17 protein-coding genes are annotated in these 20629 nt (G+C 69.0%); 11 read left to right on the forward strand and 6 right to left on the reverse strand.

Features of this window, described 5'->3' with window-relative positions:
* The first annotated feature begins 63 nt into the window (after positions 1 to 63).
* On the forward strand, positions 64 to 924 hold the full coding sequence (locus tag A5648_RS19525) for a universal stress protein (RefSeq protein ID WP_065026130.1): 861 nt from the start codon (positions 64 to 66) through the stop codon (positions 922 to 924).
* Positions 925 to 933: 9 nt separating this feature from the next.
* Here the strand turns inward: A5648_RS19525 and A5648_RS19530 are convergent, their stop codons facing one another.
* Positions 934 to 3840: an RND family transporter gene (locus A5648_RS19530; RefSeq protein ID WP_065026131.1), complete on the reverse strand. Its 2907-nt coding sequence runs from the start codon at positions 3838 to 3840 to the stop codon at positions 934 to 936.
* The gene (locus A5648_RS19535; RefSeq protein WP_065026132.1) at positions 3837 to 4268 is read right to left on the reverse strand and encodes an MmpS family transport accessory protein; all 432 of its coding nucleotides are present in this window, start codon (positions 4266 to 4268) and stop codon (positions 3837 to 3839) included. Before A5648_RS19535 ends, A5648_RS19530 begins: the two co-directional genes overlap by 4 nt.
* Before the next feature lie 111 nt (positions 4269 to 4379).
* Between A5648_RS19535 and A5648_RS19540 the strand changes: the two genes are divergently transcribed.
* The 3 genes from A5648_RS19540 to A5648_RS19550 are packed head-to-tail and all read left to right on the forward strand — an operon-like array spanning position 4380 to position 9386.
* Positions 4380 to 7673: an error-prone DNA polymerase gene (locus A5648_RS19540; RefSeq protein WP_065026150.1), complete on the forward strand. Its 3294-nt coding sequence runs from the start codon at positions 4380 to 4382 to the stop codon at positions 7671 to 7673.
* A gap of 50 nt (positions 7674 to 7723) precedes the next feature.
* The gene (locus tag A5648_RS19545; protein ID WP_065026133.1) at positions 7724 to 8722 is read left to right on the forward strand and encodes an MOSC domain-containing protein; all 999 of its coding nucleotides are present in this window, start codon (positions 7724 to 7726) and stop codon (positions 8720 to 8722) included.
* A 16-nt stretch (positions 8723 to 8738) separates the two neighbouring features.
* A complete protein-coding gene (locus tag A5648_RS19550) occupies positions 8739 to 9386 on the forward strand; it encodes a nitroreductase family protein (RefSeq protein WP_065026134.1) in 648 nt (215 codons plus the stop codon).
* A 7-nt stretch (positions 9387 to 9393) separates the two neighbouring features.
* On the opposite strand, the gene A5648_RS19555 is transcribed toward A5648_RS19550, so the two are convergent.
* The gene (locus A5648_RS19555) at positions 9394 to 9858 is read right to left on the reverse strand and encodes a tRNA (cytidine(34)-2'-O)-methyltransferase (protein ID WP_065026135.1); all 465 of its coding nucleotides are present in this window, start codon (positions 9856 to 9858) and stop codon (positions 9394 to 9396) included.
* Between the two features lie 267 nt (positions 9859 to 10125).
* Here A5648_RS19555 and A5648_RS19560 point away from each other — a divergent pair, with 267 nt between their 5' ends.
* From A5648_RS19560 to A5648_RS19580, 5 genes are read left to right on the forward strand one after another with little or no spacing between them, the layout of a single operon-like run.
* Positions 10126 to 12921 carry a sensor histidine kinase gene (locus A5648_RS19560; protein WP_065026136.1) on the forward strand — a complete coding sequence of 932 codons (2796 nt, stop codon included), beginning with the start codon at positions 10126 to 10128 and terminating at the stop codon, positions 12919 to 12921.
* On the forward strand, positions 12918 to 13364 hold the full coding sequence (locus A5648_RS19565; protein ID WP_065026137.1) for a roadblock/LC7 domain-containing protein: 447 nt from the start codon (positions 12918 to 12920) through the stop codon (positions 13362 to 13364). Before A5648_RS19560 ends, A5648_RS19565 begins: the two co-directional genes overlap by 4 nt.
* A gap of 12 nt (positions 13365 to 13376) precedes the next feature.
* Positions 13377 to 13757 carry a DUF742 domain-containing protein gene (locus tag A5648_RS19570; protein WP_065026138.1) on the forward strand — a complete coding sequence of 127 codons (381 nt, stop codon included), beginning with the start codon at positions 13377 to 13379 and terminating at the stop codon, positions 13755 to 13757.
* Positions 13735 to 14325 (forward strand): GTP-binding protein, encoded by a 591-nt coding sequence (locus tag A5648_RS19575; protein ID WP_065026139.1) that lies wholly within the window; start codon positions 13735 to 13737, stop codon positions 14323 to 14325. Before A5648_RS19570 ends, A5648_RS19575 begins: the two co-directional genes overlap by 23 nt.
* The gene (locus tag A5648_RS19580) at positions 14322 to 14894 is read left to right on the forward strand and encodes a pentapeptide repeat-containing protein (protein ID WP_065026140.1); all 573 of its coding nucleotides are present in this window, start codon (positions 14322 to 14324) and stop codon (positions 14892 to 14894) included. The genes A5648_RS19575 and A5648_RS19580 overlap by 4 nt, the downstream gene beginning before the upstream one ends.
* A gap of 2 nt (positions 14895 to 14896) precedes the next feature.
* On the opposite strand, the gene A5648_RS19585 is transcribed toward A5648_RS19580, so the two are convergent.
* Positions 14897 to 17593: an ATP-binding cassette domain-containing protein gene (locus tag A5648_RS19585; RefSeq protein WP_065026141.1), complete on the reverse strand. Its 2697-nt coding sequence runs from the start codon at positions 17591 to 17593 to the stop codon at positions 14897 to 14899.
* A 63-nt stretch (positions 17594 to 17656) separates the two neighbouring features.
* Positions 17657 to 18841 (reverse strand): NADH:flavin oxidoreductase, encoded by a 1185-nt coding sequence (locus tag A5648_RS19590; RefSeq protein ID WP_065026142.1) that lies wholly within the window; start codon positions 18839 to 18841, stop codon positions 17657 to 17659.
* Between the two features lie 39 nt (positions 18842 to 18880).
* Here A5648_RS19590 and A5648_RS19595 point away from each other — a divergent pair, with 39 nt between their 5' ends.
* Both A5648_RS19595 and A5648_RS19600 read left to right on the forward strand, forming a co-directional pair.
* Positions 18881 to 19729: a bifunctional methylenetetrahydrofolate dehydrogenase/methenyltetrahydrofolate cyclohydrolase gene (locus A5648_RS19595; protein ID WP_065026143.1), complete on the forward strand. Its 849-nt coding sequence runs from the start codon at positions 18881 to 18883 to the stop codon at positions 19727 to 19729.
* Positions 19726 to 20010: a DUF3017 domain-containing protein gene (locus A5648_RS19600; RefSeq protein WP_065026144.1), complete on the forward strand. Its 285-nt coding sequence runs from the start codon at positions 19726 to 19728 to the stop codon at positions 20008 to 20010. Before A5648_RS19595 ends, A5648_RS19600 begins: the two co-directional genes overlap by 4 nt.
* Positions 20011 to 20023: 13 nt before the next feature.
* Here A5648_RS19600 and A5648_RS19605 read toward each other — a convergent pair.
* Positions 20024 to 20629 (reverse strand): class I SAM-dependent methyltransferase (locus A5648_RS19605; RefSeq protein WP_065026151.1); only part of this gene is annotated, 606 nt, incomplete at its 5' end.

Raw genomic sequence — 20629 nt, forward strand, 5'->3', positions numbered from 1 at the left:
ACCGCCTTCCTTGAGTTCAACGGTGGCTAGGCACCACGGTGTCACACCGCTTAGCGTGGAGGGGTGAACCCTGGAATCCTCGTCGGTGTCGACGGATCGCCGTCGTCGAACGCTGCGGTCGAGTGGGCGGCCCGCGATGCCGTCCTGCACAACCTGCCGCTGTCCCTGGTCCATGTGCTGGCTCCGCCGGTGGTGATGACGTTCCCCGAGACGCCGATGCCGCCCGGCTACACCGAGTGGCAGCACGAACAGGGCGAACGCCACCTGCGCGAAGCCGTCGCGATCGCCGCGACCCAGGGCGCGGATCTGCCGGTGGACGCCGAGATCGTGGTCGGCTCGACGGTTCCGGTGCTGGTGGACCTGAGTCGCGGCGCCGCCCGGCTGGTGGTCGGGTCTCGCGGGCACGGGCTGCTGCGTCGCAGCCTGCTCGGCTCGGTCAGCTCGTCACTGGTCCGGCATGCGCACTGCCCGGTCGTGGTCCTGCACGAGGAGCAAGAGCGCTCCGACACCGCACCGGTGGTGATCGGCATCGACGGGTCCCCGGTCTCAGAGGCCGCGACGGCGGTGGCGTTCGAGGAGGCGTCGCTGCGCGGGGTGGAGCTGGTGGCGGTGTACGCCTGGCACGACACCGGCGTGCTCGATTTCCCCGGGATCGACGCGGCCGCAATGGAATCCGACGGTGAACTGGCCCTGGCCGAGCGGCTGGCCGGCTGGCGGGAGCGCTACCCCGACGTCACGGTGCGCCGCGTGGTGGTCTGCGACCGGCCGGCCGACCAACTGGTCGAGCAGTCGCAGCAGGCGCAGCTGGTCGTGGTGGGCAGCCACGGCCGCGGCGGCTTCACCGGCATGCTGCTGGGCTCGGTCAGCCTGGCGGTGGTGCAGTCGGCGCATGCGCCGGTGCTGGTGGTGCGCCCGGAGTCCTAGCCGCCGGGCTCAGACCCGGTCGATGGACACCGGGCTGGTGGGTGCGGTCGGCGAGACCTGCTGTGCCACCGGACTCGGCCGCGACCACACTCGCTGCGGCCACCAGAACCAGCGGCCCAGCAGCGCGGCGATCGACGGCGTCATGAACGAGCGGATCACCAGCGTGTCGATGATCAGGCCCAGCCCGATGGTCGAGCCCACCTGGCCGATCACCTTCAGGTCGGAGACCAGCATCGACATCATGGTGAAGGCGAACACCAGACCCGCCGAGGTCACCACGGAGCCACTGCCACCCATGGCGCGGATGATGCCCGTCTTGAGCCCGCCGTGCATCTCCTCCTTCATTCGGGAGACCAGCAGCAGGTTGTAGTCCGAGCCGACCGCCAACAAGATGATCACACTCATCGCCAGCACCATCCAGTGCAGATGCAACCCGATGATGTGTTGCCAGACCAGCACCGAGATCCCGAATGAGGTGCCCAGGGAGAGCAGCACGGTGCCGACGATCACGGCCGAGGCCACCACCGCCCGGGTGATCAGCAGCATGATGATGAAGATCAGGCACAGCGAGGCGATGCCCGCGATCATCAGGTCCCAGGCCGACCCGTCCTTCATGTCCTTGAACATGGCCGCGGTGCCGCCGAGATAGACCCGGGAGCCCTCCAGCGGGGTGCCCTTGAGCGCCTCGTGCACGGCGTGCTTGATCGGCTCGATGTGGCTGACGCCCTCCGGGGACATCGGGTCGCCCTCGTGAGAGATGATGAACCGCACCGCATGTCCGTCCGGCGACAGGAACATCTTCATCCCGCGCTTGAAGTCGGGGTTGTCGAACGCTTCGGGCGGCAAATAGAACGAGTCGTCGTTCTTGGAGTCGTCGAACGCCTTGCCCATGGCGTTCTGGCCCTCCATCATCTTCTCCATCTGCAGCTGCAGGCCCTCCATGGTGGACTGCATCTTCAGCTGGGTGGTCCGCATGTTTTCCATGGTCTCGATCATCGGCGGCATGATCTCGAGCATCCGGGGCATCAGCCGATCGAGGTTGTCGATGTCGGGCAGCACCTTTTCGAAATCCTCGGTCATCGCATCGATGCCGTCCATCATGTCGAAGATGGACCGGATCGACCAGCAGATCGGGATGTCGAAACAGTGTGGCTCCCAATAGAAGTAGCTACGCATCGGGCGCCACATGTCGTCGAAGTCGGCCATCTCGTCGCGCAGCTTCTGGATGTCGCCGAGCATGATGTGCATCTTTTGGGCCATGCTGTGGGTGGTCGCCGACATCTCGCGGGTCACCTCGAGCATCGCCTTCATGCTCTCGACGGAGACCCGCATGTCCTCACCCATTTTCAGCATGTTCCGCATGCTGTCGAGCTGGTACTTCATGTTCAGCTGCTGGGTGGTGCCCTGCATGCTGATCGCGAACGGGATCGTGGTGTGTTCGATCGGCGTGCCCAGCGGCCGGGTGATGGTCTGCACCCGTCCGACACCCGATACCTCGAACACCCGCTTGGCGATCCGGTTGATGACCAGGAAGTCGGCCGGGTTGCGCAGGTCGTGGTCGGACTCGATCATCAGCAGTTCCGGATTCATCCGGGCCTGGGAGAAATGCCGGTCGGCGGCGGCGTAGCCGATGTTGGCCGGCACGTAGTCCGGCATGTACTCGCGGTCGTTGTAGTTGGTCTCATACCCCGGCAGGGTGAGCAGCCCGACCAGGCAGACCGCGGTGGTGGCCACCAGCACCGGCCCCGGCCAGCGCACGATCATCGCGCCGAGCCGCCGCCAGGCGCGGATCCGCATCGCCCGCTTGGGCTCGAGCATCCCGAAGCGGCTGGCCACCGCCACCACCGCGGCACCGAAGGTCAGGGCCGCGAGCGTCACCACCACCATGCCGATGGCCAGTGGGACACCCAGTGACTTGAAGTAGGGCAATCGGGTGAACGACAGGCAGAAGGTCGCGCCGGCGATGGTCAGGCCCGAGCCCAGGATCACGTGCGCGGTGCCGTGATACATGGTGTGGAAGGCCGACTCCTTGTCCTCGCCGAGCGACCGCGCCTCCTGATAGCGGCCGAGCAGGAAGATCGCGTAGTCCGTCGAGGCGGCGATGGCCAGTGTCACCAGCAGGTTCACCGCGAACGTCGACAAGCCGATGATGTTGTAGAAGCCGAGCACGGCCACCACGCCGCGGGCCGCTGCCAATTCGAACACCACCATGCCCAGCACCAGCAGCACGGTGCCGATCGACCGGTAGAAGTTCAGCAGCATCACGATGATCACCACGAACGTCAGCGAGGTGATGACCTTCAGGCTCTTGTCGCCGGCGATGTGTTGATCGGCGTTGAGGGCGGCGCCGCCGGTGACGTAGGCGTGTACGCCGGGCGGTGCCGGGGTGTCGGCGATGATCTTCTGGACGGACTTGACCGAGTCGTTGGCCAGGGTCTCGCCCATGTTGCCGGCCAGGTACACCTGCACGTAGGCGGCCTTGCCGTCCGGGCTCTGGGACCCCGCCGCGGTCAGCGGGTCACTCCAGAAGTCCTGGATGTGCTCGACGTGCTCGGTGTCGGCCTCCATTTTGGCGACCAGCTCGTCGTAGTACTTGTGCGCGTCGTCGCCGAGCGGCTCGTCGCCTTCGAGCACCACCATCGCCGAGCTGTCGGACTTGAACTCTTCGAAGGTCTTGCCGATGCGCATCATCGAGATCATCGACGGGGCGTCTTTGGGGGCCATCGACACCGCGCGCATCGCCCCGACCTCGTCGAGTTGCGGCACGATCACGTTCACCAACACGGTGATCGCCAACCAGGCCAGGATGAGCGGTACCGCCAGCCGGCGGACCCATGTCGCTATGGCGCCGCGGTGGGGCGGCTGCGCTGCCGGCAGCGTCTCGGTCGGGGTGTCGTCGTTGAGGTGTTTGCTCATCCTGATTTCACAATGCAAAAGGTCTGGGCGCTCACGGGGCTGCTGGAGATTCGTTCGTCTTTGAGCTCGCCGTCGATGGTGACCCGACAGCCGATGGTGCTGCCGTCACCCTGCGCGACGATGTTGGGGCTCACCGCCGGGTTGGTGGTCGACAGGGTGAGGGTCCACGGCAGGGCGGCGCCGTCGACCCGCTGCGGGAGAGCTTCCAAGTCGAGATAGTTGATGTCGGCGTAGGTCCCGTCCGGACTGAAGATGTCGTAGACCACGACCTTGGGGTGAAACGGCTTGGTGTCCTCGAACGGGGCGGCGCTGTTGCCGCTGTCATCACCGCCGAAATAGCCGCGAATGCGATGCACGACGAACCCCCCCACCACGAGAACCAACACGATGAGCAGCGGTAACCACGCGCGTCTGACAACGCCGAACATCAAGAATTGCCTTTCGGGTGGTGCCGGAATCTGACACAGATTAGTGCATCAAAGTTCTTTCCAACACCCACGGGTACGCGAATCGCACACACGTTCGATATCGTGGTGGGTGTGAGCTGGGGCAGTGGGCCGCCGAGCTGGGCGGAAATGGAGCGAGTGCTCAATGGTAAGCCTCGTCACACCGATCAGCCGGCCGGTGTGTCGGCCGATCGCGGCCGGTCGACGCCGCGACCCGAGCGGCCCAGGCCGGCCGGCCCGACGGTCCCTTATGCCGAGCTGCACGCGCACTCGGCCTACAGCTTCCTCGACGGGGCCAGCACTCCGCAGGAGCTGGTCGCCGAGGCCGCCCGGCTGGGCCTGCGGGCGATCGCGCTGACCGACCACAACGGTTTGTACGGGGTGGTGCGGTTCGCCGAGGCGGCCGCCGAACTGACCGCCGCGGGACACCAGATCGCCACCGTCTTCGGCGCCGAGCTGTCGCTGGGGGACAAGGCCCGCACCGACGACCCGGACCCGCCCGGCCCGCACCTGCTGGTGCTGGCCCGCGGCCCGGAGGGCTACCGGCGGTTGTCGCGGCAGATCGCCGCCGCACACCTGGCCGGCGAAAAAGACAGGCCGCGTTTCGATCTGGACACGCTGACCGGCGCGGCGGGCGGGCACTGGCACATCCTGACCGGATGCCGCAAGGGGCACGTCCGCCAGGCGCTGGCCGCCGGTGGTCCGGACGCGGCGGCGACGGCGCTGGCCGATCTGGTCGACCGGTTCGGGGCCGAGCGGGTCAGTGTCGAGCTGACCCGGCACGGCGATCCCTGCGACGACGAGCGCAACGCGGTTCTGGCGGCGCTGGCGCCCCGGTTCGGGGTTTCGCTGGTGGCCACCACCGCAGCGCATTTCGCCGGGCCGGACCGGGGACGGCTGGCGATGGCGATGGGGGCGATCCGGGCCCGGCAGTCGCTGGATGCCGCCGCCGGCCGACTGGCCCCGCTGGGCGGCTCGCATCTGCGCTCCGGCGCGGAGATGGCCCGGCTGTTCGCGGCACACCCGTCGGCGGTGCCGGCCGCGGCCGAACTCGGCGAGCAGTGCGCGTTCTCGCTGGCGCTGATCGCCCCGCAGCTGCCGCCGTTTGCCGTCCCGGACGGCCACACCGAGGACAGCTGGCTGCGTCAGCTGACCCTGGCCGGCGCCGCGGACCGCTACGGCCCGCCCGGGCGCGGGCCATGCGCTCGAAAAGCGTATGCCCAGATCGATCGCGAACTGGAAGTCATTGCGCAGCTGGGGTTTCCGGGGTATTTCCTGGTCGTGCACGACATCACCCGGTTCTGCCGGGACAGCGACATCCTGTGCCAGGGCAGGGGATCGGCGGCCAACTCCGCGGTCTGCTATGCCCTGGGTATCACGGCGGTCGACCCGGTGGCCAATGGGTTGCTGTTCGAGCGGTTTTTGTCCCCGGCCCGCGACGGCCCGCCCGACATCGACATCGACATCGAGTCGGATCGCCGGGAAGAGGTGATCCAGTACGTCTACGACAAATACGGCCGCGACCACGCCGCCCAGGTCGCCAACGTCATCACCTACCGGAGTCGCAGCGCGGTGCGGGACATGGCCCGCGCGCTGGGCTACTCGCCGGGCCAGCAGGACGCCTGGAGCAAGCAGCTGGGCCGGTGGGGCGCATTGAGCCGCGCCGACGACGCCGATACCCAAGGCATACCCGAGCAGGTGATCGACTTGGCCACCCAGATCGCCGACCTGCCAAGGCATCTGGGCATCCACTCCGGCGGCATGGTGATCTGTGACCGCCCGATCGCCGACGTGTGCCCGGTGGAATGGGCGCGGATGCCCGGTCGCAGTGTGCTGCAGTGGGACAAAGACGACTGTGCGGCAATCGGTCTGGTGAAGTTCGACCTGCTGGGGCTGGGCATGCTCTCCGCGCTGCACTACGCGATCGACCTGGTGGCCGAGCACAAGGGCATCGAGGTGGACCTGGCCGCAATCGATCTGTCCGAGCCGGCGGTGTATGAGATGTTGTCCCGCGCCGACTCGGTCGGGGTGTTCCAGGTGGAGTCGCGCGCGCAGATGGCCACCCTGCCGCGACTGCGTCCCCGGGTGTTCTACGACCTGGTGGTGCAAGTGGCGCTGATCCGGCCCGGGCCGATCCAGGGCGGGTCGGTGCATCCCTACATTCGCCGCCGCAACGGCATCGACCCGGTGGCCTACGAGCATCCCTGCATGGAGCGGGCGCTGCAGAAAACCCTGGGAATCCCACTGTTTCAGGAGCAGCTGATGACGCTGGCGGTGGACTGCGCCGGATTCACCGCGGGCGAAGCCGACCAGCTGCGCCGCGCGATGGGCTCCAAGCGGTCCCCGGAGCGGATGCGCCGGTTGCGGGACCGGTTCTACAGCGGCATGGCCGAGTGTCATGGCATCACCGGTGCGGTGGCCGACCGGATCTACGAAAAGCTGGAAGCCTTCGCCAACTACGGGTTTCCGGAGAGCCACGCGATGAGCTTCGCGTCACTGGTGTTCTACTCGTCCTGGTTCAAGCTGCACCACCCGGCCGCGTTCTGTGCCGCACTGCTGCGGGCGCAACCGATGGGCTTCTATTCGCCGCAGTCGCTGGTCGCCGACGCCCGCCGGCACGGGGTCGTGGTGCACGGCCCGTGCGTCAACGCCAGCCTGGCGCACGCCACGCTGGAGCGCGACGGCACCCAGGTCCGGCTCGGGTTGGGTGCGGTCCGCGGCATCGGTGACGATCTCGCCGAGCGGCTGGTGGCCGACCGCGAGGCCCGTGGCCCGTTCGCCTCGATGCTGGATCTGACCGCCCGGGTGCAGCTTTCGGGCCCGCAGGCCGAGGCGCTGGCGACCGCCGGCGCGTTCGGTTGCTTCGGCACGTCGCGGCGCGAGGCGTTGTGGGCGGCCGGGGCAGCGGCGGGCCAGCGGCCGGACCGGTTGCCCGGGGTGGGGGTGTCGTCGCACACGCCGGCGCTGCCCGGGATGAGCGAGATCGAACTGTCCGCCGCCGACGTGTGGGCCACCGGGGTGTCGCCGGACAGCTTCCCGACCCAGTTCCTGCGCGCCGACCTCGACGCGGCCGGGGTCATCCCAGCCGGGCAGCTCACCGCCGTCCCGGACGGCAGCCGGGTGCTGGTGGCCGGCGCGGTGACGCACCGGCAGCGGCCGGCGACCGCCCGCGGGGTGACGTTCGTCAACCTCGAGGACGAGACCGGGATGGTCAACGTGCTGTGCACGCCGGGGGTGTGGACGCGGCATCGCCGGTTGGCGCAGACCGCGACGGCACTGCTGATCCGCGGGCGGGTGCAGAACGCCAGCGGCGCGGTCACCGTGCTGGCCGAGCGACTGGGCGCACTCGAGCTGGTGGTGGGGTCGCGCTCCCGCGACTTCCGGTGACACCGGACCCGCCCCGAAACCCATCGCGGGCCGATTAAGCTCTGCAGAGTATGGGCGAGGTCGGTCGAATCACCGGCATTTGGCGCTACCCGGTGAAATCCATGGCCGGACAGCGCGTCACCACCGCCGGGGTCGGCAAACTGGGCCTGCATGCGGACCGGACATGGGCGGTCCGCGACCTGGAGAAGAATGCGACCACCAGCGCCAAGCGCCTGGCGGGGCTGTTGTTGTGCACAGCGCGCTATGCGCTGCCGCCGCCACCGGAAGCCGGTCCCGGCCACGCACCGGAGGTGGTCATCGAATTCCCCGACGGCAGCGAGATCTCCAGTTCCGACCCGCACGTCCACGCCGCGCTCTCGTCGTATCTCGACCGAGACGTCGAACTGCGGCCGCTGCCACCGATCGAGGACCGCGACCAGTATCGCGGGTCCATGGCGAGCGCTGCCGATCTGCACCAGTACTTCGGTCTCGACGAGGACGAACCCCTGCCGGATCTGTCGATGTTTCCGGTCAAGAAGCTCGCCGAGCTGAGCCGCTACATCACGCCGGTCGGCAGCTACGTCGACGCCTATCCGGTGCACGTGGTCACCGAGCAGACCCTGCGCACAATGGCCGGGCTGACCCCGGGCTCCGACTTCGACGTTCGGCGCTTTCGCCCCACCATCCTGGTAGATGCGGCTAGCACTTCCGGGGCTTCCGGCCATCCCGAGACCGACTGGTGCGGAGGCACATTGCAGGCGCCGCTGGCCGCCGTCAAACCGCTGCTGCCCACCGTCCGCTGCGTGATGCCGTCGCACCCCCAGCCTGAGTTGAGTCGCGACCGGCAGATCACCCGCAGCATCGCCGCCCACACCAATCACTGCCTCGGTGTCTACGGCACGGTGGTCCGCAATGGGGAACTGCGCGAAGGTGATCCGCTTGAATTCGTCCCGTCGGACCGGTCGATCCTGGCCTCCACCGCGGGAGCGGGCGCCATGCGAGTCAAACGCCTGCTGATGAAGGCCGGCACCACGGCGATATCGCGCGGTGTGAAACTTCGGCAGAATTAGCAGTTAGCCTGCACAGGTGAACCTCAACTTGTCCGCAGACGAAGTCCTGACCACCACCCGATCGGTCCGCAAGCGACTCGACCTCGACAAGCCGGTTCCGCGCGAGGTGCTGATGGAGTGCCTCGAGATCGCGCTGCAGGCCCCCACCGGCTCCAACGCCCAGGGCTGGCAGTGGATGTTCATCACCGACCCGGTCAAGAAGCAGGCGATCGCCGACATCTACCGCACCAACGCCCTGCCGTATCTGGACCGGCTGCGGCCCGACTACGGCGAGGGCGACGTCCGCAGTGAGCGGATGGACCTGGTCAGCGGCTCGGCCAAATACCTGGCCGAGCACCTACACGAGGTGCCGGTGATGCTGATCCCGTGTCTGGAGGGACGGCCGGAGAAGGCGTCGCTGGGCATCAGCGCGTCGTTCTGGGCGTCGCTGTTCCCGGCCGCCTGGAGCTACTGCCTGGCGTTGCGCTCCCGCGGGTTGGGCTCCTGCTGGACGACGCTGCACCTGCTCGAGGACGGCGAGAAGCAGACCGCCGAGGTGCTCGGCATCCCCTACGAGGAGTACAGCCAGGGCGGGCTGTTCCCGATCGCCTACACCCAGGGCACCGACTTCAAGCCGGCCAAGCGACTGCCGGCCGAGCAGGTGGCGCACTGGGACACGTGGTGAAACCGCGTCACATTCCGCCGGCGAACCCGTGCTGGCGCCAGGCCTCATAAGCCGCGACCGCGGCGGCATTCGACAGGTTCAGTGAGCGCCGGCCGGGCAGCATCGGGATACGCACCTGCGCGGTGATGTGCGGATCGGCCAGCGTTGCCGCATCCAGGCCCTCGGGCTCCGGGCCGAACATCAGCACGTCGCCGGCTTGGTAGCGCACCTGCGCGAACGAGGCTTGCGCATGGGCGGTGAAGGCGAACACCCGGGCCGGCATCAGGGCGGCCCAGGCATCCGGCAAGGACGGGTGCACGGTGACCGCGGCCAGGTCGTGATAGTCCAGCCCGGCGCGGCGCAGTTTGGGCTCGGACAGGTCGAAGCCCAGCGGCTCCACCAGATGCAGCTCGGCGCCGGTGGCCGCGACCATCCGGATCGCGTTGCCGGTATTGGGCGGGATGCGCGGCGAATAGAACAGCACCCGAAACACGCAGCTGAGGTTACGGCCTGAGGCTCAGCCCGGGGGAGCGGCCACCGGACACGAAACCATCTCAGGAGCTGTGCCTTTTCGGTAAAGGCTATGGTGGTGGCACGCGCGGACTGTCATACTCGTCGAATTGCCGACGTAGGGACGGCCTAGATCAAGGCGGGTCTCACACCGCTCAGGGTTCAGCGGGTGCGATACGCCGGAAGCTCCGATGAAGAAGGCGCAAACGGTGAATTTCAGCCGAGCGGTCGGCGATCCGGCCGCCGAGCGGTGACGCTCTTCGACCACCCGGACGGGGTGGATTCAGCATTCGAGGACTACGCGGAAGAGCCGGACGCGCTGGCGGTGAAACGCCCGTCGCGGTGGTCGGTGCGCAACTGGCCGGTGCGGTGGAAGGTGCTGGCGATCGCCCTGCTGCCGATGCTGCTGGCCGCGGTCTTCGGCGGGCTCCGGGTCTCCAGCGCGCTGTCGGAGGCCAACCAGCTCCAACTGGTCGCCGACCGCGCCGAGATGGTCCCGGCGATCACCAATTACATGTCGGCGCTGGGCGATGCGCTGGTGGCCGTCTCCTCCGACGGGGACGCCGAGGGTGCCAGGAAGAACTTCGAGAACCGCAAGTACGAGCTGGCCTCGCGGCTGTCGCACACCGACGTCGCCACCGACGTGCGCTCCGGGGTGGGCACGCTCATCGAGCGTGGCGCGGGGCTGCTGGATCGGGTGTCGACCATCGGCATCGGTCTGCGCGACGAGGTGACCGGCTACGCGCCGATCCTGCTGACCGCCGAGGACGCCATCAACGGGTCGGTGCGTCTGGACAGTGAACGGATCCGGTCGCAGACCGAGGGCCTGAGCCGCGCCGTCGGCGCCCGCGGTCAGATGATGATGCAGGAACTGCTGGTCAACCGGGGCGGGGAGCTTCCCGACCCGGAACTGCGCACCTCGATGATGACGTTGGCGGGCACCGAGCCGTCCACGCTGTTCGGGATGAGCGAGGTACTCGGCGTCGACTCCCCGGAGGCCAAGAGCCTGCAGCAGCAGCTGGTCACCCGGATGGCGATCATGTCCGACCCCGAGCAGGTGCTGCCCAACAACCCGGTGCTGCGCGACTCCATCCGCACCACCGACCAGATCGCCGCGCGGCTGATCGCCGAGAACACCGGGGCGGTGACCAAGGCGGTGGAGGACCGCGCCGCCGACCGGCGCGCCGCCGCCATCCGCGACATCGCGCTGGTGCTGGCCGCCATCGTCGCCACGCTGCTGGCGGTGTATTTGGTGGCGCGTTCGCTGGTGCGGCCGCTGCGCACGCTGCGCGACAGCGCGCTGCAGGTCGCGCATGCCGACCTCGAACACGAGATCGCCCGGGTGCGCGCCGGTGACGAACGCGAGCCTGCGCCGCTGCCGGTCTACACCACCGAGGAGGTCGGTCAGGTCGCCCACGCTGTCGACGAGCTGCACGCGCAGGCGCTGTTGTTGGCCGGTGACGAGGCCCGGCTGCGGCGCCTGGTCAACGAGATGTTCGAGACGATGTCGCGGCGCAACCGGTCCCTGGTCGACCAACAGTTGGCGCTCATCGACCGGTTGGAGCGCAACGAGGACGACCCGGACCGCCTCGAGAGCCTGTTCCGGCTGGACCACCTCGCCGCCCGGATGCGGCGCAACGGCGCGAACCTGCTGGTACTGGCCGGTGCCCGGGTGCCGCACGAGCGGGGCCGGCCGATCTCGCTGGCCACGCTGATCAGTGCCGCCGCCTCGGAGGTGGAGGGCTACCACCGGGTGCAGACGGTGCTGGTGCCCGACATCACGGTGATCGGCGCCGCGGCGGCGGACGGCGTGCACCTGCTCGCGGAGTTGATCGACAACGCCTTGCGCTACTCGGCGCCGACGGAGCCGGTGCGGGTGGTCGCCGGCTTCGAGAACGACGGCGGGGTGGTGGTCGAGGTGGTCGACGCCGGGTTGGGGATGACCGACGCCGACCTGCGGATGGCCAACATGCGGCTGGCGTCCGGCGGCGAGTTCAGTCCGGAGAACGCCCGCCACATGGGTCTGTTCGTGATCTCCCGGCTGGCGCACCGGCACGGGATCGAGGTCCGGCTGTTCCCCGCCTCGCAGGGCTCGCGCGGCATCACCGCCGAGGTGTACCTGCCGGCGCACCTGCTGACCCACCGGCCCGCCGACGAGCCGGCCCGGCCGCAGTATCCGGCACCCCCCGCCCCGCCGGCGGTGCCGTCCTACCCGCCCGAACCCCAGGACTACCAGGACTACCAGGACTACCCGGTCGACGAGCCCGAGCCATATGCGCCACCCGAGGACGTCGAGCCCGGGCCCGTCGTCTCGCTGCTGCCGCGCCGCACGCCGGGCTCCAGCGGCATCACCGGCGTGCCGACCGAGCAGTCGGTGCACGAGGCGGCCGACGCCGGCCGGGTCCGCCGCGAACTGCCGCAGCCCTGGTGGGAGGCCTCCGAAGAACCTGCAGCAGAACCTGCAGCAGAACCCGCAGCGGAACCCGCAGAACCGGCCGAAGAGGACGATCGCGAGCCCGAGCCGGTGGTGGAAAAGACCTCGCCGGCAGACACGTCGGCCTACTTCGCGGCGCGGGCCCGGGTCGAGCGCACCGAGGATGACCCCGACACCGACACGATCTATCAGCGGATGCTCTCCGAAGCGTTGGGTGCCGATCCCAATGACCCCAGTCTGCGCGCCGACCTGGACTGGCAGTCGGTGTGGGACCGCGGCTGGTCGGTGGCCGCCGAAGTGGAGAACATCCCCGTCGCCGCCCACACCGAGCACGGCCTGCCGGTCCGCGAACCCGGCGCCCGACTGGTGCCCGGCTCGGCCGAAGCCGAGACGCCGCCGCAGGGGCCGGACGTTCCGGGCGGCACCGACGAGCCGGTAGCATCCAACGGCGTGCCGCGCGGGCCCGCCCACGAGGCGCCGGAGCGGGATCCCGCGGCGATCCGCGCCTCGATCAGCAGCCACTTCAGCGGGGTGCGCGCCGCGAGGTCGCACGCCCGGGACACCGGCCTCGAGACTGGCCTCGACACCGACCAGGGACATAATCAGCAATGACTTTCCCCACCGAACCCAGTGACCAGCGGCGCGCCCCCGAAGGCTCGTTGGACTGGCTGGTGACCACCTTCGCCCGCGAGGTGCCGGGGGTGTCGCACGCTGTGCTGGTGTCGGTCGACGGACTGACGGTCGCGGCCAGCGAGCACCTGCCCAAGGAGCGGGCCGACCAGCTCGGCGCGGTGGCGTCCGGATTGGCCAGCCTGGCCGGTGGAGCGGCTCAGTTGTTCGAGGGCGGGCGGGTGCTGCAGTCGGTGGTGGAGATGGAGCACGGCTACCTGCTGCTGATGCGAGTCGGCGACGGTTCGCACCTGGCGACGCTGGCGAGCTCCTCCTGCGACATCGGTCAGATCGGCTACGAGATGGCTGTCCTGGTGGAACGGGTCGGCGCGGTGGTGCAGTCGGCGCGCCGGAATGCGTCGTCGGCACCGGGCCGGCGCTCGTAAGGACCCGGTGAAATGGACAGTCCTGAGCGCGCCGACAGCCCGGAGGCCGAAGCGCATCTGGTACGCCCGTATACGCTGACCGCCGGTAGGACCCACACCGACGTCAGGCTTCCGCTGGAAGCCCCGGTGCAGACCTTGCGGCCGGCGGAACCCAACCAGTGGCCGGCCAGCGACCCACGCGGCCGGATCGTCGAACTGTGTCGGACGGGCCCGTCGGTCGCCGAGATCTCGGCTCGGCTGGACCTGCCGTTGGGTGTTGCGCGCGTCCTGGTGGGGGATCTGATCACCTCGGGCTACCTTCGGGTGCGTCGCACGCTGAACGAGGCGTCCACCCGGGACGAACGCCGAGAACTGATAGGAAGGACGCTGCGTGGCCTACGAGCGCTCGGATAGCCCGCGCCGCGAGCAGGACTCAGCCTCGACGAAGATCGTCATCGCGGGCGGGTTCGGGGTCGGCAAGACCACGTTCGTCGGCACGGTCTCCGAGATCATGCCGTTGCGCACCGAGGCGCTGGTCACCGACGCCTCGGCGGCCGTCGACACCCTGGAGCCCACCCCGGACAAGCGGACCACCACGGTGGCGATGGACTTCGGCCGCATCACGCTCGCCGATGACCTGGTGCTGTACCTGTTCGGGACGCCCGGTCAGCGCCGGTTCTGGTTCATGTGGGACGACCTGGTGCGCGGCGCGATCGGTGCGATCATCCTGGCCGACTGCCGGCGGTTGCAGGACAGCTTCGCCGCGGTCGACTTCTTCGAACACCGCAACCTGCCGTTCTTGATCGCGGTCAACGAGTTCGAGGGCGCCCCGCGCTACCCGGTCGCCGCCGTGCGCAAGGCGCTCGCCCTGCCGGACCACATCCCGGTGATCGCCGTCGACGCGCGCGACCAGCGGTCCGCCCGCGACGCGCTGATCGCCATCAGCGAGTACGCGCTGGCCAGCCTGGTCTCCAACGGTTGAGCGAGGCGCCGCTGTGGTCCGGGCGTGAATTCGCGGGCCACGACTTTCGCGACGAGGACCTCTCGCGACTGCGCACCGAGCGGGTGGTGTTCGACGGCTGCGATTTCAGCGGCGCCAATTTCGCCGAGTCGCAGCACCGCGGTTCGGCGTTCCGCAACTGCCGATTCGAGCGGACCTCGTTGTGGCACAGCGAGTTCTCCCAGTGCAGCATGCTGGGCTCGTCATTCGTGCAGTGCCGGATGCGGCCGGTAGTGCTCGAGGATGTGGACTTCACCTTGGCCGGGCTTGGTGGCAGCGACCTACGCGGCGTGGACCTCAGCGGCTGCCGGCTGCGCGAAGCCAATCTGGTGGAGGCCGACCTGCGTAAAGCGGTGCTGCGCGGGGCCGATCTGACCGGCGCCCGTACCAGCAGCACCCGGCTGGACGAGGCGGACCTGCGCGGGGCGCGGGTCGACGCGACGCTGTGGACCACCGCGTCGCTGACCGGCGCGCGCATCGATATCGGCCAGGCGATGGCGTATGCGCTCGCCCACGGTCTGCGCTTGGACAGCGAGCCCGACCAGCGCTGAGCTCAGCGCTTGAGCCGGATCTTCCACCACACCACCACGGTGTAGAACACCGACAGCAGGGCCAACATCCCCATGTCGAGCAAGAAGATGCCCTTGGTGTGGTCCCACAGATGGTCCTTGGGGATCTGCGGCACGTTGACCAGCTTGTTGAAGTCGATCGCGGACGCGCCCGCGGCGTAGCCCCACCGGCCCGGCGTCACCCAGGCGGCCTGGGCGAGCCCGATCCGTCCGGTCACCGGGATCATGCCACCGGCCAGCACCAGCTGCGACATGATCGACACCACCAGCATCGGCATGATCTGCTCGTTGGACTGCGCGAACGACGACAGCGCCAGTCCGAGAATCGCTGAGGCGACGCAGGTTCCGGCGACCGCGAGGAACAAGTCGAAATTCGCGCTGCCGAACATCACCGCGCCCTGCGTCGGCCCACCTTTGCCCAGAATCACGATCATGGTGGCAATCGCGCCCTGTGCGGTGGCGAACGCGCAGAACACCCCGACCTTGGCCAGCAGATAGGCGACCGTCGACAGGCCGACCGCCTGTTCTCGTTTGAAGATCGGACGCTCCCCGATCAGATCTCGAATGGTCAGCGCGGTGCCCATAAAGACCGCGCCGATGATGAGGAGCACCATGATGTACTGCGGCTCGGTCGGCGCGTCGGGCCCCGGCATGCCCAGCCCGCCTTTGCCTTTCACCGTCAGCGACAGTGCACCCACGATGAAGGGCAACACCCCCAGGAAGATCGAATAGCCCCGGTCGGAGACGATCAGCCGGACCTGGCGGCGCGCGATCGTCGACAGCTGTTTTCGCAGGCTCTCCGGTGGCGGGCTGCCCAAATCGGTCGGCGGCGTCGCGGGCACCGGGGCGGCGGTGCCCTGGTGGCCGCCTTCGCGCTCCAAAAACCGCCGGTTGGCTTCGTCGGGGTCGGCGCCGACGTTGGCGAAGATGTCGGCGTAGTTGTCGGCGCCCATCGCCGGGAAGACCTCTTTGGGCGGGCCGCAGTACGCGGTCTTGCCGCCGGGTGCCATCAGCAGAATCTGGTCGCAGACGTCCAGGTAGGACACCGAGTGGGTGACCACCAGCACCACGCGACCGGCGTCGGCGAGCCCGCGCAGCATCAGCATCACCTGGCGGTCCAGTGCCGGGTCCAGGCCCGAGGTCGGCTCGTCGAGGATCAGCAGCGACGGCCCGGTCAGCAACTCCAGGGCCACCGACGCGCGTTTGCGCTGGCCGCCGGAGAGCTTGTCGACCCGGGTGTCGGCGTGCTTGGTCAACTCGAGTTCCTCGAGGACCTGGGCCACCGCCCGGTCCCGGTCGGCTTTGGTGCTGTCCGGGGGCAGCCGCAGCTCGGCGGCGTAGCCCAGCGCCTGGTTGACGGTGAGCTGCCGGTGCACCACGTCGTCCTGCGGCACCATCCCGATCCGGCTGCGCAGTGAGGCGTATTCGGTGTGGATGTTGTGGCCCTCGAAGGTGACCGAACCCGCGGTCGGCTTGGTGTAGCCGGCGATCAGCCGCGACAGCGTCGTCTTGCCGGCGCCCGAGCCGCCGATGAGCGCGGTCAGGGTGCCCGGCCGGGCCGTCATCGTGACGTTGTTGATCAGTCGCTTGCCGCCCTCGACGTCGAAGCAGACGTCCCGGACCTCAAGCCCGCCAGACTTCGAGGCGGCCTCGGTGCGGCGCAGCAGGCTGCCGCCGGCGAATTCCAGGTCGACGTTGCCGATCGTGACCACGTCGCCCTCGGACAGGATCGCCGAGCCGATCCGGACGCCGTTGACGAACGTTCCGTTGATGCTGCGGCTGTCGCGGATCTCGGTGCCCAGCGGGGTCGAGATCAGCATCGCGTGGTGCCGGGAGGCCAGCACGTCGGAGATGACGACATCGTTGTCGGTGGCCCGGCCGATGGTCATCGCACCGGCCGGTGCCTCCGGCGGTGCGGCAGAACCGGGCCGCAGGATGTCGATCATCCGGGTGGCGAGATTGCCCATTTCCGGGGGCTTGGCCGCCACCGGCGCCATCCGGGTGGACGGCTGCCGCAGTGGAAACACCTCGGCCGGCGACGACGGCGGCGCGGGTGGTTGGACGGGAGGCTGATAGCCGGGCCGCAACGCGGCCTCGCCCGCCGGGCCGCCCGGGCCGGCCAGGCTGCCGGGGTAGGCCGGCTGCCAGTGAGTGGGAGGCGCCGGCTGCTGCTGCGGCGGCGGCGGGGCGGGCCGGTACGGCTGCTGCACGCCGGGCTGCCCGGCCGAACGCGGATCCGGGTAGAGCACCGGGTCGGGATGCGATGGGCGGCCCTGCGGCTGCAGCGGCCGGCCCGGGCGGGCGATTCCGGGTTGGCCCGGCGGCGGCAGCTGGATCGAGACGGTCTGCGGCGGACGGCCGGCCTGACCCTGGTGCCGCCCGACCTCGAAGGACACCCGCGGCCCGTCCGGGTTGCCGAGATTGACGGCCTGACCGTCGCGGACCTCGACGACCGGCACCCGCTGGCCGTTGACGTAGATGCCGTTCAGTGAGCCGTTGTCGACTCCCAGCCATCTGCCCTGCTCGAAGCGCAGCAGCAGATGCGCGCGCGAAACCAGGGGATGGGGGATGCGGATGTCGGCGCGCAGGTCACGCCCGATGACCACATCGTGGCCTGCGGAGAACGTGCCTTGCGACCCGTCGTAGCGCACGGTCAGCACCGGCGGAACAGGGTGACTCATCGGATCAACTGTATCGGGCGGAGGGAAGAGGTGGTTTGTCCACCGCGCCGTGAGTCGAGATCGTCAGCGGATCGAGTCCGGCGCGCCGGTGACCACGCAGTGGGTGCGCTGATAGATCGTGGGCATGCACTGGTTGCAGTGGATGCATTCCGACAAAGTCGCCGGCTCGGCGGCGATCCGGTTGATCAGGTCCGGTTCGGCCAGCAGCGCGCGGGCCATCGCGACGAATTCGAAGCCCTCGGCCATCGCCTGATCCATGGTCTCGCGGTTGGTGATGCCGCCCAGCAGGATCAGCGGCAGCGACAGCTCGGCGCGGAACAGCCGGGCGTCGTTCAGCAGGTAGGCGTCTTGGTAGGGGTATTCGCGCAGGAACTTGTTGCCGGTCATGCGCATGCCCCAGCGCAGCGGCGGCGGGAAGACGCCGGCGAATTCCTTGACCGGGGCATGCCCGCGGAACAGGTACATCGGGTTGACCAGCGAGCTGCCGGCGGTCAGTTCCAGCGCGTCCAGGCCGCCGTCGTCCTGCAGCCACTTCGCGGTGGTCAGCGACTCGTCCAGGCTGATGCCGCCGCGCACGCCGTCGGACATGTTCAGCTTGGCCGTCACCGCGATCTGACCGCCCACCGCCTTGTGGACCGCCTGCACGATCCCGCGGGCCACCTTGGCGCGGTTGGCCAATGAGCCGCCGAACTCGTCGGAGCGACGGTTGATCAGCGGAGAAAGAAACGAGCTGGCCAGATAGTTGTGGCCGAGGTGGATCTCGACGGCGTCGAAGCCGGCGTCGAGGGCGTAGCGGGCGGCGTCGGCGTGCTGCTTGGTGACTTCGTCGATGTCGTCGCGGCTGGCCTTCTTGGCGAACCGCATGCCGATCGGGTTGAAGAACCGCACCGGGGCCAGGGCGCGGGCCTTGTTGGAGCGGGCGTCGGCGACCGGGCCGGCGTGGCCGATCTGGGCGCTGACGGCCGCGCCCTCGGCGTGCACGGCGTCGGTGAGCCGGCGCAGCCCGGGAACGGCCTCCGGACGCATCCACAGCCCGTCGTCGGAGGTGCGGCCGCCTTGGGAGACCGCGCAGTAGGCGACCGTGGTCATGCCCACCCCGCCGGCTGCCGGCAGCCGGTGGTATTCGATCAGGTCCTCGGAGGCCAGCGCACCGGGTGTGCGGTTCTCGAAGGTGGCCGCCTTGATGACTCGGTTGCGCAGCGTGATCGGGCCGAGCTTGGCGGGGCTGAAGACGTCGGGGGCGGGCATATCGGGAGAGTACGCGGGTGGTCATGCCAGACTGTCCGCGTGGGTGCGATCACGTTGGACGGCAAGGCGACGCGCGACGAGATCTTCGTCGACCTCCAAGCCCGGGTGGCCACGCTGGCCGCCGCGGGCCGTACGCCCGGGCTGGGCACCATCCTGGTCGGCGACGACCCCGGCTCACATGCCTACGTGCGCGGCAAGCACGCCGACTGCGCCAAGGTCGGCATCACCTCGATCCGCCGCGACCTGCCCGCCGACGCCAGCACGGCGCAGCTCAACGACACCATCGACGAGTTGAACGCCAACCCGGACTGCACCGGCTACATCGTGCAGCTGCCGCTGCCCAAGCAGCTCGACGAGAACGCCGCGCTGGAGCGCGTCGACCCGGCCAAGGACGCCGACGGACTGCATCCGACCAACCTGGGCCGGCTGGTGCTGGGCACGCCGGCGGCACTGCCGTGCACGCCGCGCGGCATCGTGCACCTGCTCCGCCGCTATGACGTGCCGATCGCCGGCGCTCATGTCGTGGTGGTCGGGCGCGGCGTGACCGTCGGCCGCCCGCTGGGACTGCTGCTGACCCGCCGCTCGGAAAATGCCACCGTGACGTTGTGCCACACCGCAACCCGCGACCTGCCGGCACTGACCCGGCAGGCCGACATCATCGTCGCCGCGGTCGGGGTGCCGCACATGCTGACCGCCGACATGGTGCGTCCGGGGGCGGCCATCGTCGACGTCGGTGTCAGCCGCACCGACGCCGGGCTGGTCGGCGACGTGCACCCCGACGTGTGGGAGGTGGCCGGGAACGTCTCGCCGAACCCCGGCGGCGTGGGCCCGCTGACCCGGGCATTCCTGCTGACCAACGTCGTCGAACGGGTCGAGAGCACACTGTGACGCACGTGCGCCGGGTGCTCGCCGCCCAGTGGCCGATCGTGGTGGTCAGCCTGATCTTCTTCGCGGCGTTCGTGCTGGCCGGGGCCAACTTCTGGCGCCGCGGCGCGCTGCTGATCGGGATCGGCACCGGAGTGGCCGCCGCGCTGCGGCTGGTGCTGTCGCCGGATCGGGCCGGGCTGCTGGTGCTGCGCGACCGGGGTCTGGACTTCGCGACCATGGCCGCCATGTCGACGGTGATGCTCTACATCGCCGCGACCATCGACCCGCTGGGCACCAGCTGATCCTGCGCTTGCGCTACTTCGCCAGGGTGAACTGGTTGACGTCGAAGCGGCCCTCCCGGAACTCCCGGGCGCAGCCGGTGAGGTAACGCATGTAGCGCTCGTAGACCTCTTCGGACTGCAGCTCGATCGCCTCGCACTCGTGCTCCTCCAACGCCTCCGCCCAGTGATCGAGGGTCATCGCGTAGTGCTGCTGCAGTGACTGGATGCGGTTCGGGGTGAAGCCCATCTTGACGGCATGTTCTTTGATCAGACCGACCGAGGGAAGCTCACCGCCGGGGAAGATCTCGGTCATCAGGAAGATCTGAAACTCGGCCAGCTCGGGCGTCAGCGCCATATTGTGTTCGACGATTTCCTGTGGGGACAAGCCGCAGATGGTGTGCAGCATCATCACCCCGTCGTCGGGCAGCGCCTTGTGGGCCATCTTGAAGAAGTCGTCGTAGCGGTCGTAGCCGAAGTGCTCGAACGCCCCGATGGACACGATCCGGTCGACCGGCTCGTCGAACTCCTCCCAACCGGCCAGCAGCACTCGTCTGCTGCACGAGGTGTCCATCGCGGCGAAGGTCGACTCCACATGGACGGCCTGGTTCTTGCTCAGCGTCAGGCCGATCACGTTCACGTT

It is taken from the genome of Mycolicibacter sinensis, from assembly GCF_001673565.1.
Lineage (GTDB): Bacteria > Actinomycetota > Actinomycetes > Mycobacteriales > Mycobacteriaceae > Mycobacterium > Mycobacterium sinense_C.